13 protein-coding genes are annotated in these 14,128 nt (G+C 68.6%); 10 read left to right on the top strand and 3 right to left on the bottom strand.

Annotated features, from left to right (window positions below):
- Positions 1 to 121: 121 nt before the first annotated feature.
- The 10 genes from baeS (at position 122) to AC5P53_RS00765 (ending at position 10,695) form a co-directional block, all read left to right on the top strand.
- A complete protein-coding gene (baeS, locus tag AC5P53_RS00810) occupies positions 122 to 1,513 on the top strand; it encodes a sensor histidine kinase efflux regulator BaeS (protein WP_241887283.1) in 1,392 nt (463 codons plus the stop codon).
- A complete protein-coding gene (locus AC5P53_RS00805) occupies positions 1,510 to 2,199 on the top strand; it encodes a response regulator (protein ID WP_014648775.1) in 690 nt (229 codons plus the stop codon). The genes baeS and AC5P53_RS00805 overlap by 4 nt, the downstream gene beginning before the upstream one ends.
- Positions 2,200 to 2,334: 135 nt before the next feature.
- Complete coding sequence (locus tag AC5P53_RS00800) at positions 2,335 to 3,156, top strand: nucleotidyltransferase domain-containing protein (protein ID WP_049442031.1); 822 nt, start codon at positions 2,335 to 2,337, stop codon at positions 3,154 to 3,156.
- Between the two features lie 141 nt (positions 3,157 to 3,297).
- On the top strand, positions 3,298 to 3,828 hold the full coding sequence (locus AC5P53_RS00795; RefSeq protein ID WP_169411989.1) for a gamma carbonic anhydrase family protein: 531 nt from the start codon (positions 3,298 to 3,300) through the stop codon (positions 3,826 to 3,828).
- Between the two features lie 123 nt (positions 3,829 to 3,951).
- Entirely contained in the window at positions 3,952 to 4,641 is a 690-nt protein-coding gene (locus tag AC5P53_RS00790) for an RDD family protein (protein WP_049404933.1), read from the top strand.
- Positions 4,638 to 5,630 (top strand): stage II sporulation protein M, encoded by a 993-nt coding sequence (locus AC5P53_RS00785; RefSeq protein WP_014648779.1) that lies wholly within the window; start codon positions 4,638 to 4,640, stop codon positions 5,628 to 5,630. The genes AC5P53_RS00790 and AC5P53_RS00785 overlap by 4 nt, the downstream gene beginning before the upstream one ends.
- On the top strand, positions 5,620 to 7,236 hold the full coding sequence (locus AC5P53_RS00780) for a DUF4129 domain-containing protein (protein ID WP_288495375.1): 1,617 nt from the start codon (positions 5,620 to 5,622) through the stop codon (positions 7,234 to 7,236). Before AC5P53_RS00785 ends, AC5P53_RS00780 begins: the two co-directional genes overlap by 11 nt.
- Entirely contained in the window at positions 7,233 to 8,417 is a 1,185-nt protein-coding gene (locus tag AC5P53_RS00775) for a DUF4350 domain-containing protein (RefSeq protein ID WP_032957038.1), read from the top strand. The genes AC5P53_RS00780 and AC5P53_RS00775 overlap by 4 nt, the downstream gene beginning before the upstream one ends.
- Entirely contained in the window at positions 8,414 to 9,400 is a 987-nt protein-coding gene (locus AC5P53_RS00770; protein WP_014648782.1) for an AAA family ATPase, read from the top strand. Before AC5P53_RS00775 ends, AC5P53_RS00770 begins: the two co-directional genes overlap by 4 nt.
- Positions 9,397 to 10,695, top strand: a complete 1,299-nt coding sequence (locus tag AC5P53_RS00765) for a DUF58 domain-containing protein (protein ID WP_014648783.1) — start codon at positions 9,397 to 9,399, stop codon at positions 10,693 to 10,695. The genes AC5P53_RS00770 and AC5P53_RS00765 overlap by 4 nt, the downstream gene beginning before the upstream one ends.
- 692 nt (positions 10,696 to 11,387) lie before the next feature.
- On the opposite strand, the gene AC5P53_RS00760 is transcribed toward AC5P53_RS00765, so the two are convergent.
- The 3 genes from AC5P53_RS00760 to AC5P53_RS00750 are packed head-to-tail and all read right to left on the bottom strand — an operon-like array spanning position 11,388 to position 13,805.
- Positions 11,388 to 12,047 carry a hypothetical protein gene (locus tag AC5P53_RS00760; protein WP_032957033.1) on the bottom strand — a complete coding sequence of 220 codons (660 nt, stop codon included), beginning with the start codon at positions 12,045 to 12,047 and terminating at the stop codon, positions 11,388 to 11,390.
- Positions 12,047 to 13,225, bottom strand: a complete 1,179-nt coding sequence (locus tag AC5P53_RS00755) for a glutathionylspermidine synthase family protein (RefSeq protein WP_032957032.1) — start codon at positions 13,223 to 13,225, stop codon at positions 12,047 to 12,049. The genes AC5P53_RS00760 and AC5P53_RS00755 overlap by 1 nt, the downstream gene beginning before the upstream one ends.
- Positions 13,226 to 13,232: 7 nt before the next feature.
- The gene (locus AC5P53_RS00750) at positions 13,233 to 13,805 is read right to left on the bottom strand and encodes a DUF1190 domain-containing protein (RefSeq protein WP_005420172.1); all 573 of its coding nucleotides are present in this window, start codon (positions 13,803 to 13,805) and stop codon (positions 13,233 to 13,235) included.
- Between the last annotated feature and the right edge of the window lie 323 nt (positions 13,806 to 14,128).

Genomic DNA, 14,128 nt, shown 5'->3' with positions numbered 1-14,128 from the left:
GTGGGGGCCTTTCGTTGACCCGTGCACGCTGCCGTGAAAGTGTGCAGAGAATATGGAGATTGTGCGACCGGCTCAGCGGGCGCTTGCTTTCGGCGCCGCATGCGCCGCTAATGGCCCGGCGATGGCGAAGATTCGATTCAAATTCGGCCTGACCGCGAAGACCTTCCTCGCGATCTTCACCGCCTGCCTGCTGGTGCTGGCAGTGAACGGCATTGCCAGCCGCGTGGCGTTCCAGACCGGCTTCCTGGACTACCTCAACGACCAGGGCGACCTGCGCATGCAGCGCGTGATGCCACACCTGCAGCGCGAGTACCGCACGCACGGCGGCTGGGAGCATCTGCGCGGTGACAGTGACCGCTGGGCGCGGCTGCTGCGCCCGGACCTGGGCCATGGGCACGAGGGGCCCGTGCCGCCGCTGTCCGACCAGACCGGCGTTCCCTCGCGGCTGGGCCTGTTCGATGCGCAGCATCGGTTCGTGGCCGGCAACCCGGACGCGATCAGCGACGACGAGCCGCACAGTGTGCAGGTGGACGGACACACCGTCGGCTGGCTGGGCATGGTGCCGTTCCAGACCGTCATCGCTACCAACGACCTGAATTTCTACAACACCCAGATGCGCGCATGGTGGGTGATCGGCATCTCGCTGCTGCTGGTGACCGTAGTGCTGGCCTGGCTGGTGTCGCGCGCGCTGCGCCAGCGCCTGGCCAAGCTGGCCGCCGCCACCCACCGGCTCGCCGCCGGCGACTACGCCACCCGCATCGAGCGCACCAGCGATGACGAGCTGGATGCACTGGTCAACGACTTCAACCGGATGGCGCAGGCGCTGGACGACACCGAGCGCAACCGCCGCGCCTTCATTGCCGACATCTCGCACGAACTGCGCACGCCGCTGGCGGTGGTGCGCGCCGAACTGGAGGCGATCGAGGATGGTATCCGCCCGCTGGACCGCGCCAACCTGGGTGCCCTGCAGGGCGAGATCCGCCAGCTGGGCAAGCTGATCGACGACCTGCACGACCTGTCGATGACCCAGTCCGGCGGCCTGGCCTACCGCTTCGCCCCGCTGGACCTGGTGGCGCTGGTGCGTAGCGAGCTCAATGGCATGCGCGTGCGCTTCTCCACGGCGGGGCTGGCACTGGAAGAAGCGCTGCCCGCCACACCGCTGCAGGTGTCCGGTGACGAGCGCCGCCTGCAGCAGGTGCTGGCCAACCTGCTGGAAAATGCGCTGCGCTATACCCATGGCGGCGGCCGCGTGCGCGTGCAGGCTGCGCGCGTGCCCGCCGGCGTGCAGCTGATCGTGGAAGACACCGCGCCGGGCGTACCGGCCGACAAGTGTGCGCTGCTGTTCGAGCGCTTCTACCGGGTGGAGAGTTCGCGCAACCGCGCCAGCGGCGGCAGCGGGCTGGGCCTGGCCATCAGCCACAACATCATCCTCGCCCACCACGGCCATATCCACGCCGATCCCTCGCCGCTGGGCGGGCTGCGCGTGGTCGTCACCCTGCCGGAGTCCGCATGAGCCTGTCCCCCGCCGCGTCCGCGAAGATCCTGATCGTCGAGGATGAGCCACGCCTGGCCTCGGTGCTGCGTGACTACCTGGCCGCCGCCGGCATGACCAGCGAATGGGTGGACGATGGCGGCCAGGTGATCGACGCATTCGCGCGCTACCAGCCCGACCTGGTGCTGCTGGACCTGATGCTGCCGCAACGCGATGGCGTGGACCTGTGCCGCGAACTGCGCGCCGGCAGCGATGTACCGGTGATCATGGTCACCGCGCGGGTGGAAGAGATCGACCGCCTGCTGGGCCTGGACATCGGTGCCGACGACTACATCTGCAAGCCGTTCAGTCCGCGCGAAGTGGTCGCGCGGGTGGTGGCGGTGCTGCGCCGTTACCGCCCGGACCCCGCTGCACGCGCCAACAGCGGCCTGCATATCGACGAACCGGCGGCACGCGCCACCTGGAACGGCAAGGGCCTGGACCTGACGCCGGTGGAATACCGCCTGCTGCGCACCCTGCTGGCCACGCCCGGCCGGATCTGGGCGCGCGATGAGCTGCTCGACCGCCTCTACCTGGACCACCGCGTGGTGGTCGACCGCACCGTCGACAGCCATGTGCGCAACCTGCGCCGCAAGCTGGCCGACGCCGGCATGGAAGGCGAACCGATCCGTTCGGTGTACGGCATGGGCTACAGCTACGAACCCTAGCCGGTAGTGCCGGCCGCTGGCCGGCAACCGCAGAATTCCAGGTGCGTCCATTGAGGTTGCCGGCCAGCGGCCGGCACTACCCGTGCGCAACTGCGCTACAGTCGAGCACGCTCGACATCAACGGATCACGACTGCATGGACGACATCCACCCGATCGCGCCGGGCAAGCGCGCCGCCATTCTTTCCAGCCTCGCCGACATCGAACGGCGACACGACGTGCGCGTTCTGCTGGCGTGCGAGTCCGGCAGCCGTGGTTGGGGCTTCTCTTCGCCGGACAGCGACTACGATGCACGCTTCATCTACGTGCATCGCCAGCCGTGGTATCTCACCGTCAACGAGAGCACCGGCCCCGGCGATGCGCAGCGGGACGTGATCGAACTGCCGATCGACGATGAGCTCGATGTCAGCGGCTGGGACCTGCGCAAGGCATTGCGCCTGGTTTCAAAATCCAATCCGACACTGATTGAATGGCTGCGCTCGCCGATCATCTACCAGCAGGATCACACCGCAGTGTCGCAGCTTTGGAAGGCAGCTGAGTCGTTCTATTCACCACTGGGCACGTGGTGGCACTACTTCAACATGGCGCGCTCGAACCATCGCGGTTACCTGCGTGGCGAAACGGTACGCACGAAGAAGTACCTGTACGTGCTGCGCCCACTGCTGGCCTGCCAGTGGATCGAGCACGAACAGACCCCCCCGCCGATGGCCTTCGAGGACCTGCTGGACCGGCTGCTGACGCACGGCCCGGTGCGTGAAGCCATCGATGCCCTGCTGGCCGTTAAACGCGCCAGTGCCGAGGTCAGTGCCGGACCACGCATCGCGGCGATCAGCGATTTCATCGATCGTGAACTGGCCATCCGGACTGCGCAGGCGCCGCAGCTGCCCGCTGGACACGGTGATGCGGCGTGGCTGGATGAGCTGTTCCGGCAGATGCTGGCCGAGCACGCGCCGATCTGAGCGGCTGCACCTGACTCGGGTAGTGCCGGCCGCTGGCCGGCAACCGCAGAATTCCAGGTACGCCCATGACGTTGCCGGCCAGCGGCCGGCACTACCACGCAGGTATCATCGCGGTGAACGCCCTGATTTCCGGAGACACCGATGAACCCGCTGCGCCCCTTCCGCGACAAGATGCCCGTCCTCGGCGAGCGCGTGTACATCGATCCGGCCTGCACCCTCATCGGTGACGTGGAACTGGCCGAGGACGTATCAGTGTGGCCGGGTACGATCATCCGCGGCGACGTCAATTACGTCCGCATCGGTGCGCGCACCAATGTGCAGGACGGCACCATCATCCACGTCAGCCACCACAGCCCGTACAACAAGGCCGGCTACCCGACCCTGATCGGCGAAGGCGTGACCGTCGGCCATGGCTGCATCATCCACGCCTGCACCATCGGTGATTACAGCCTGATCGGCATGGGCGCCTGCATCCTCGATGGCGCCCGTGTGGAACGCCATGGCTTCGTCGGTGCCGGAGCGGTGGTCGGCCCGGGCAAGGTGGTCGGTGAAGGTGAGCTCTGGGTGGGCAACCCGGCCCGCCCGGCGCGCACGCTGAGCGACAGGGAGATCGAGTCGCTGCACTATTCGGCCGACCACTACGTGCGGCTGAAGGACGAATACCTGGGCTGAACGGCCAACGCCGCCATGCGGCTCTGCTAAAGTCTGGGCCCGACCAGGACCTGTCGAGACCCCCATGCCTGTGGCTGCCTGCCGGAGAGGACTCCGCCGCCCACAACGAAGGCCATCGCACTGATGGCCGCACCGATGCTCGATACCTACCGCGAGGTGGTGACGCCGGAGGGTGTGCCGCTGCAGTTGCCGGCGGCCGGCCCGGTGCCCCGGGCGATGGCCTGGCTGATCGATCTGGGCGTGCGCATCGCGGTGCTGGTGCTGATGTCGATTCCGCTGGCACTGCTGGATTCGTTCGGCTCCGGGCTCGGCCTGGTGCTGATGTTCCTGGTCTACTGGGCCTACCCGATCGTCTGCGAAGCGCGGTGGGGCCGCACCCTGGGCAAGCGCGCACTGGGCCTGCGCGTGCTCGCGCGCGATGGCGCGCCGGTGGGCTGGATGGCCGCCATCACCCGCAACCTGCTGCGCACCGTGGACATGCTGCCGTTCGGCTATGCACTGGGCCTGATCAGCAGCCTGTTCGATTCCCACGGCCGCCGCCTCGGCGACCTGGTGGCCGGTACCGTGGTGGTGCATGCACCGGTGCTGTACCTGCCGCCTCCGCCCACCATCGACAGCGTGCTGGCCCCGCCGCAGCCGCTGCGACCGGAAGAACAGGCGGCGCTGATGGCCTTCGCCGAGCGCGCGCCGCGGCTGTCGGCGGCACGCCAGCAGGAACTGGCCGGCATTGCCGAGCCACTGACCGGCACCCACGGCCAGGTCGGCGTGCTGCGCCTGTATGCCATGGCCAACTGGCTGCTGGGGCGGCGATGAAGCAGGAACAGTTCGTCGCCCGCTACCAGCAGGAATGGCAGGACCTGGAACACTGGCTGCTGCTGCGCGCCGGTGCTTCGCGCCGCACGCGGCGCAAGGCCAGCGCGCTCGCGCTCGACGATACCGCCTTCCCGCAGCGCTACCGGCGCCTGTGCCAGCAGCTGGCGCTGGCCCGCGAGCGCGGCTACAGCCCGCAGCTGGTGCAGCGCCTGCAGCAGTTGATGCAGCAGGGCCACAGCGTGCTGTACCGCACGCCGCCGACGCGCTGGCGCGGTGCGCTGGAATTCCTGGTGGCCGACTTCCCGTTGCTGGTGCGCAGCCAGGCGCGCAGCATGTGGGTGGCGCTGGCGATGTTCGCGCTGCCGGCGCTGGCCTGCTTCGTGCTGGTGCAGGTCTATCCGGACCTGATCCACATGGTGATGGACAACCGCCAGATCGCCGAGATGGAGCGCATGTACGATCCGGCCGCCGAGCGCCTGGGACGCGACAGCGGCACCGACTGGATGATGTTCGGCCACTACATCCTCAACAACATCAGCATCGCCCTGCGTACCTTCGCCAGCGGCCTGCTGGCCGGCCTGGGCACGCTGCTGGTGCTGCTGTTCAACGGCGTGATCATCGGTTCGGTGGCGGGCCACCTGCAGCACATCGGCCATGGTGATCCGTTCTGGCGCTTCGTCGCAGGCCATGGTGCCTTCGAGCTGACCGCGATCGTGATCGCCGGCGGTGCCGGTCTGCAGCTGGGCATGAAACTGCTGGCACCCGGCCGGCGCAGCCGCCTGGATGCACTGGTCGAGGGCGGCCGCATCGGTGCGCGCCTGTGCCTGGGCGTGGCGTTCATGCTGCTGGTGGCCGCGTTCATCGAAGCCTTCTGGTCGTCGATTGCCGACGTGCCGGCGTGGGGCAAGTTCAGCGTGGCCGGCATGCTGTGGGCCGGCGTGCTGCTGTGGCTGTGGCGCGGCGGACGCGGAGGCGGCCATGCGCATTGACCACCTGGACGTGGTGCTGCGCGCGCGCAGCGGCTGGGAAGCAATGGAGCTGGGCAGTGCCCTGTCGCGCCGCCACGCACGCGCGGTATGGGGCAGCTGGCTGCTGGCCAGTGCGCCGCTGTTCGTGGTCTTCAACGCGCTGGGCTGGTGGCTGGATGCATTCGGCTGGGCGTGGCTGGCAATGTGGTGGTGCAAGCCGCTGTTCGAACGGGCGCCGCTGTACGTGCTGTCGCGTGGCATCTTCGGCGAGCCGGTCGGTACGCTGGCGGCCCTGCGCGCGCAACGCAGCTGGGGCAATGCAGGTTTCTGGGGCTACCTGGGCTGGCGCCGTTTCAGCGTGCTGCGCAGCCTGTGCATGCCGGTGAACCTGCTGGAGGGCAATGCGCCGGCCCAGCGCGGTGCACGCCGCCGTGCCGTGGCCGCTGGTGCGGCGGGTGCCGCCGCCGTGCTGACCGTGGCCTGCATGGCGTTTGAAGCGGTGCTGGTGTCCGGTGCGATCGGCGCGGTGTTCATGTTCATGCCGCTGGAGCTGATGTCCGAATCATGGCGTGCCGCGTGGGACATGATCGGCCAGGACACACCCGCCTGGGCGCGGGCGGGCTTCAACCTGGCGTGCTGGCTGGCCTCGGTGCTGATCGGTCCGTTCTACGTCGGCGCCGGCTTCGGCCTGTACTTGAACCGGCGCACGCAGATGGAAGCGTGGGACGTGGAGATCGCCCTGCGCCGCCTGCGCGAGCGGCTGCTGCCGGCGGCATCCACGCTGGCGCTGCTGCTGTGCCTTGCCCTGCCGCTGGCCTACGCGCCAGTGCATGCGCAGGACGCGCAGACGGCCGCAGAACAGGCAGACGATGCCGGAGAGGACGAGGACAGCGCGGAGGAACCGGCCACTGCGGCGAACGATCCGGCCAATGCACCGGCCATGATCTTCGGTGCAGCGCCAGTGGACACCGCCGGCTTCCGCCAGGCGGTGAACCGCGCCTATGAAGATCCGCTGCAGCGCCCGACCCGCCAGGTCACGCGCTGGAAGCCGATCGAGCAGGCCGAGGAAAAAAAGAAGGAAGACAAGCAGCTGCAGCGTGACACCAACAGCAAGGGTGAACGCAAAACGCGCAAGGACGGCATCGCCTGGCTGGCACGCCTGGCCGAGTGGGGCCTGTGGGGCCTGCTGGGCGTCCTGCTGCTGGTGCTGCTGCTGACCGCACGGCTGTGGCTGCCGTGGCTGCGCGGCAGTGGCCGGCGCAAGGCCGAGGCCACACCGCAGGTAGTGGAAGAACCGGTGGAACTGCCGGTCGTGCTGCCGCCGGACGTGGCCACCCAGGCCGGCCTGCTGTGGGACCAGGGGCGGCCGCGGCAGGCGCTGGCCCTGCTGTACCGCGCCAGCGTGCGCACGGTGGGCGAGCGCAGCGGCATCGCGCTTCCGCCCGGTGCTACCGAAGCGCAATGCCTGCGCGCGTCGCGGCGCATGCCCGATGCCACCGACCGTGACCTGTTCGCGCGCATCGTGCGCATGTGGCAGTACGCCGCCTACGGTGGCCGCCTGCCCAGCCGCGCCGATTTCGATGCATTGGCCGATACCCTGCGCCGGCAGTACAGGTGGCTGGCATGAGTCCGCGCCTGTTCTGGTCGCTGCTGCTGGGCGCGCTGGTGCTGTTCGGCGTGCCGCTGACGATCCTCTACCTGCGCACGCACGAACGCGTGACCGAGACCGTGCAGCTGCCGCCGCAGGGCGAAGCTGGCTACAACCCGCTGTACGTGCTGGGCCAGGCCCTGCGTGCCGATGGCATCGAGGTGCACTCGCGGCCGCGGCTGGACCTGCAGCAGATGGCGCTGGGCCCGCACGATACGGTGGTGCTGCTGCAGGACAGCAGCGAACTGCCGGCACCGGCGGCCAGGGCCCTGCTGGCCTGGGTTGATGGTGGTGGCCATCTGCTGGTGCGTACGCCGCCGCCCGCCGAGGACGACGCCAGCAGCACGCAGGGGCCCCTGCTGGACCAGCTGGGCGTGGACAGCCTGTATCAGCAGAGCGACTGCCAGCCATTCCACGTCATCGATGATCCCAGCCACGTCGAGTTCTGCGGTGGTCGTCGCTTCACGCTGGGCTTTGCCGCCAATGCGCGGGCCGAACGGCGCTGGGGCAACGAGCACAGCCTGGTGTTCGCACGCCTGCACCATGGCCAGGGCAAGGTGAGCGTGCTGGCCGACATGGAATTCATGCGCGGCGAGGTGGATTCGCCGGCGGCACGCCTGGCGTCGGCCGCAGGCAAGGCCAGTGATGGCCTGCACGATCTCTCGCACCGCGACCTGACCCGTTACCTGCTCGACCCGAATTACGGCAAGGGAGCGTTCTGGCTGGTCTATGCCAGCCGCCCGCCGTCACTGTGGGCGCGCCTGTTCTACCAGGGCTGGCCGCTGTGGGCGCCGCTGCTGCTGGCCCTGCTGGGCTGGTTGTGGGCTCGCTCGCAGCGCTTCGGCAGCCTGCTGCCGTCGCCGGTGCTGGAACGCCGCTCGCTGCTGGAGCACGTGCGTGCCAGTGGCGAGCTGCTGCTGCGCTTCGGCCACGGCACGCGCCTGTACGACGCCGTGTTCGCCCTGTTCCTGCATCGCCTGCGCCTGCGCGCACCGGTAGCCGCTGCACTGGACGGTGCGCCGCGCGATCAGGCCATCGCCGAGCTGCTGAAATGGCCGCAAGGCCGTGTTGCCAGCGCGCTCACGCCCCCGCCACCGCACGATTCCTCCGCCCTGCGCGAGCGCATCCGCTTGCTGCTCCAGATGAGATCCCTGCTATGACCGAAGTCCCCGAGCTGCCGGCGGCCGCCAACGCCCGCCTGATCGAACGCGTCGATGCCATCCGCACCGCCGTTGGACACGCCTTCATCGGCCAGGCCGATGTACTGGACCAGATCCTGGTGGCGCTGCTGGCCGGTGGCCACGTGCTGATCGAAGGCGTGCCCGGTCTGGGCAAGACCCTGCTGGTGCGTGCACTGGCACAGGCCCTGGAGCTGGACTACGGGCGCGTGCAGTTCACCCCCGACCTGATGCCCAGCGACGTCAGTGGCCACGCGGTGTACGACCCGAAGAGCGAGAGCTTCAAGATCCGTCGCGGCCCGGTGTTCACCAACCTGCTGCTGGCCGACGAGATCAACCGTGCCCCGGCCAAGACCCAGTCGGCCCTGCTGGAAGTGATGCAGGAAGGTCAGGTGACCATCGAAGGCAAGGCCTTCACCCTGGCGCCGCCGTTCATGGCGCTGGCTACGCAGAACCCGCTGGAACAGGAAGGCACCTACCCGTTGCCGGAAGCACAGCTGGACCGCTTCCTGCTGAAGGTGCTGATCGACTACCCGCAGCTGGAGGACGAGAAGCGCATGGTGACCGCGATCACCAGTGGCCGTGCCGCCAGCGATTTCGACCTGAGCCAGGTGCCGCGTGTATTGGGGGCCGGCGAGCTTCTGGAACTGCAGCGCGCGACCGCGGCGATCACCGTCGATGACGAAGTGATCGACTACGCGGTGCGGATTGTGGCGGCCACGAGGCAGTGGCCGGGCATCGCGGTCGGCGCTGGCCCCCGCGGCAGCATCGCGCTGGTGCGTGCCTCGCGCGCGCAGGCGGTGCTGGCCGGCCGTGACTTCGTCACGCCGGACGACGTGCGCGACATTGCGCGCCCGGCGCTGCGCCACCGCATTGCACTGGCCCCGGAGCTGCAGATCGAAGGCCAGGACGCCGACGACGTGCTGGGCGCGCTGCTGGCCAAGGTGGAAGCACCGCGCCGATGAGACCGGCCCCGCTGCTGCTGGCGCTGCTGCTGGCCTGGGCTGCCCTGGGCGGCCTGGTGCTGGGCGGGTGGCTGCCGCGCTGGAGCTGGGCGCTGGCAGCCGTCGTCATCGCGCTGCCCGCCTTGTGGGATCTGTGGCGGCAGTCGCGGCGTCCGTCGCCGCAGGTACAGCGCGAGCTGCCCGAAGCGCTGGCGCTGGGCGTGCGCCGCGAGGCGGCGCTGCGCCTGCAGGCCGAGCAATCGATGACGGTGCAGGTGTTCGACCTGGTGCCCGGCGGCTGGCCGCTGGAAGCGCTGCCGCAGCGCGTGCGCCTGCAGGCCGGTACGGCGTCCACCCTGCACTACCACCTGCAGCCGCTGCAGCGTGGGCACTTCCGCTTCGAGGGGGTGCACCTGCGCATGCGTTCGCCGTGGCGCCTGTGGTGGCAGCAACGCACGCTGCCGCCGGCGCTGGAGGTGCGGGTCTATCCGAACTTCGTGCCGCTCACCCGCTTCGCATTGTTCAGTGCCGACCAGGCCTCGCGGCTGGTTGGTGCGCACGTGAAGCGCCGCCGTGGCGAAGGCACCGATTTCCACCAGATGCGCGAGTACCGCATCGGCGACAGCCTGCGCCAGCTCGACTGGAAGGCCACCGCGCGTGCGCGCAAGCTGATCTCGCGCGAATACCAGGACGAGAAGAACCAGCAGCTGCTGCTGATGCTGGACAGTGGCCGGCGCATGCTGGCCAGCGAAGGCGGGCTCTCGCACTTCGACCATGCCTTGAACGCCTCGCTGGTGGTGGCTTACCTGGCGCTGCGCCAGGGCGACGCTGCCGGCCTGTACGCTGCCGGGGGCGAACGCCGCTGGGTGGCGCCGCAGCGCGGCATGGGTACGGTCGAGCACCTGCTGCGCGCCAGCTACGACCTGCAGCCACGCGCGGTGGCCACCGATTACCTGGCCGCCGCCACCGAGGTGTCGCTGCGCCAGCGCCGGCGTGCGCTGGTGATGCTGGTCAGCAACGTGCGTGATGAGGACATCGAAGACCTGCTGGCGGCAGTGCGCCTGCTGCAGCGGCGCCACCTGGTGTGCGTGGCCAGCCTGCGCGAACGCGAGCTGGACGGCGCACTGGAGGGCGAGGTGCAGACACTGGAAGACGCCACCCAGGCCGGTGCCGCCGCGCTGTACCTGCAGCAACGCGCGAAGGCGCATGAGGCCCTGCGCAGCGAAAAGGTGATGGTGCTGGACGTGACCGCCGATGCCCTGCCCGGCGCGCTGGTGGAACGCTATCTGGCGGTGAAGCGCGAAGGGCTGCTCTGATACCCGCGATCGCTCTGGTAGGTGCCAACCTTGGTTGGCACGGAATCCACAGCGCCGACCAGGGTCGGCATCTACCAAAACCGGTTGCCGGCCAGCGGCCGGCGCTACCCCCTGCAACAACCGCCGCATCGCCTTGGTAGGTGCCAACCTTGGTTGGCACGAACCCACAGCGCCGACCGAGGTCGGCATCTACCAAAACCGGTTGCCGGCCAGCGGCCGGCACTACCCCCTGCAACAACCGCCGCATCGCCCTGGTAGGTGCCAACCTTGGTTGGCACGAAATCCACAGCGCCGACCAAGGTCGACATCTACCAAAACCGGTTGCCGGCCAGCGGCCGGCACTACCCCTGCAACAATCGATGCATCGCCCTGGTAGGTGCCAACCTTGGTTGGCACGAAATCCACAGCGCCGACCAGGGTCGACATCTACCAAAACCGGTTGCCGGCCAGCGGCCGGCACTACCCCTGCAGCAATCGACGCATCGCCCTGGTAGGTGCCAACCTTGGTTGGCCCGCCCACAGCGCCGACCAGGGTCGGCATCTACCAACGGCGGTTACCGGCCAGCGGCCGGCACTACCCCTGCGGCAACCGATGCATCGCCCTGGTAGGTGCCAACCTTGGTTGGCACGAAATCCACAGCGCCGACCGAGGTCGGCATCTACCAAAACCGGTTGCCGGCCAGCGGCCGGCACTACCCCTGAAGCAACCGACGTTGCAACCGCTCCACCGCACGCTGCAGCAGCACCCGGTTGCGGCCCAGCTTCATCCACTGCGGCAGGCGCGAGAACATCGAACCGTTGGTAACGCCCGCGCGCTCGCGCAGAGGCGCGGCAGCGTAGTCGTGCAGTGCCTGCAGATGGGCTTCGTTGTAGGCCCACAGCACGCCGGCCGCAGTCTTTTCGACCAGCCGCAGCGGCAAGCCAAAATGCGGATCGATCGCCTCATTGCCACGCCATCGCGACAACGTGACCTCCACCTCGCTGCTGCGTCCGCACTGACTGCAGTCCGCCGCCAGCGTCCGCAACGGCGACACTGCACGCGCACGGTGCAGCTCGGCGCGGACCCATTTGTGCCCGCAGTATCCGCAGGGACGATAGCCGCTGTAGCGCACGGGCCCGACCCAGTCGCCCGCGGCACAGCAACCGCAGCCGCATCCACTGTCGAGGGCTGCGCTGCAGCCCAGGCAGCGGAAACGTCGCGATTCCGGCGTCCGCACCACCCAGCCGGGCGTATCGCAGCGGTGGCAGCGCACCGCGATGCGGTCCGAATAGCGCCACAGGGCGTGGCCGTCATCCAGATGCCGGCCCGGCAGCGGCGCAGGCCGCAGGTCGCGATTGCGCCGCACCGTCATCAGACGTAGATCCGCGTCGGCGCCTCGTCGACGATCGCGTGCGGCACGAAGCGCGCACTGTCGCGGGTGATCGCGCTGTCATCCTCGCGGATGCCGATGCCGCAGGCATGGTCACCGATCACCCAGCTGCCGATCAGCGGATAGCCGCCTTCGAAGCGGGTGAGAGGATGCGCACGCTGGATGATCGCCGGGCCGTCGTAGGGACCGTCGCTGCGTTGGGTGCTGCCATCGGCCAGGTGCATCTCGATGTTGGCGCCTTCGCGCGAGAACAGCGGTTTGCGTACCCAGCCCGACGCCAGCGTGCTGCCGTCATCGAAATGCGCTTCCAGCAGGTTCGGATGGCCCACGTTGCGCTGCCACAGCAGCGGCAGGATGCCCTTGTTGCTCAGCACCGCCTTCCAGGCCGGTTCCAGCAGCTGCACGCCCGAACCGGGCAGCGCGCGGCCGAATTCCTCGGCCATCAGGTCTTCCAGCGGATACAGCTTGAACAGCGTGCCGATCACCGAATCGTCCAGCGCGGTGAAGCGTCCGTCCTCGGACAGGCCAATGTCCTCGATGGCGATGGCCTGGCCATGCAGGCCGGCCTGCGACGCACAGTCGCGCAGGTACTCGACCGTGCCGCGGTCTTCCTCCGAACTGCCGACCGCGCTGAAGTACAGCGGGGGCGGCAGCTGTGTGGCGAGGTCGCCGAAACGCTCGACCAGCGCCTCATGGATGGCGTTGAACTGGTCGGCATGCTGCGGCAGGCGACCGGCATTGCGCTGGTCTTCCAGCCACTGCCACTGGAAGAAGCTGGCTTCGAACAGCGAGGTCGGCGTGTCGTAGTTCAATTCGTACAGCTTGGCCGGACCGGTACCGTCGTAGGCCAGGTCCAGGCGGCCATAGAGGTGCGGCTGGCGCTGGCGCCAGCTGTCGGCGATCCAGTCGCGGTAGTGCGACGGAATCGCCAGCTGGTCCATCAAGCGTTCGCTGCCGATGACATCACCGACCAGATCCAGCGCCATCTGGTGCAGCTCGGCGCTGGGGTCTTCGATGTCCTGTTCGATCTGGCGCAGGGTGAAGGCGTAATACGCGCGTTCATCCCAGTACGGCTGGCCGTCGATGGTGTGGAAGCGGAAACCCGCCTCTTCCGCGCGCGCCCGCCACTGGGCACGCTCGGCAATCCGGATGCGCTGCATGGGTCGATCAGCCGCCGTAGCTGCCGCTGGTGCTGCGGCGTGCGCTGGTGTTGCCGAAGCCACCACGGCTGGCAGTGACCGCACGGTTCGGCTCGCTGGTGACCGGGGCCAGGCCGGCCTTGCCAGCACCGATGCCGCTGGCGGTGTTCAGGCCACCGGTGCCGCCCGGTGCCGGGCGCGCCCAACCCGCATTCTTGTCCTGGTAGGCCGGTGCCGACGCCGGCGCCTGCGGGGCGAGGCCGCCGCGGTTGCTCAGCATCTGCGACATGAAGAAGCCCATCATCATCGGGCCGATGAACGAGGTACCGGCCGAGGTGTGCTGCTGCACGCACTGTTCCGGCTTGTAGTCCTTCTCGCAGGCTTCCTTGCTGGCGTACTTCGGCGCCGCATCGGCGGCCTGCTTCTGCGCTTCAGCGAACGCATTGCGGCACGACGACGGATCGCCGGTGGCCTCGGTGCAGGCCTCCACCGAGGTATACAGGCCTTCCTGCACCTTCACCTCCGGCTCCTTCTGGCAGGCGGTGAACAGCAGCGGCGCGGCGCTCATCAGCAGCAGCGCGGTGGTGCGGGAACGTTTCATGGCCTCATGCCCTGTCGACGGATCAATGCCCCAATGATGCCAAATCCGGGCCAGCAACCGGAATCGGCAAAGTGCGAAAGATGAACGGACTTTCATTTTCGTCGGCATTGGGGTCAGAGCCCATCGCGCCGCGATGGGATCCGACCCCAGGCGACGCACCGCTCTGGTAGGTGCCAACCTTGGTTGGCACACATCCCGCGGCGCCCGGTCATGCCCGGCGCGCGCAGCCAAGTCTCCGGCAAGAAGCCCCCTTGTTGTTCAAGGGGGGCGCGCCGAAGGCGCGGGGATAAGGGGAAATGCGCGGACCGCCAAGCCGCTGCAAG

The organism is Stenotrophomonas sp. YJH_SMC_82, from assembly GCF_059368875.1.
The sequence above is the reverse complement of the archived record's forward strand: the minus strand, read 5'-3'. Positions and strand labels throughout refer to the sequence as shown.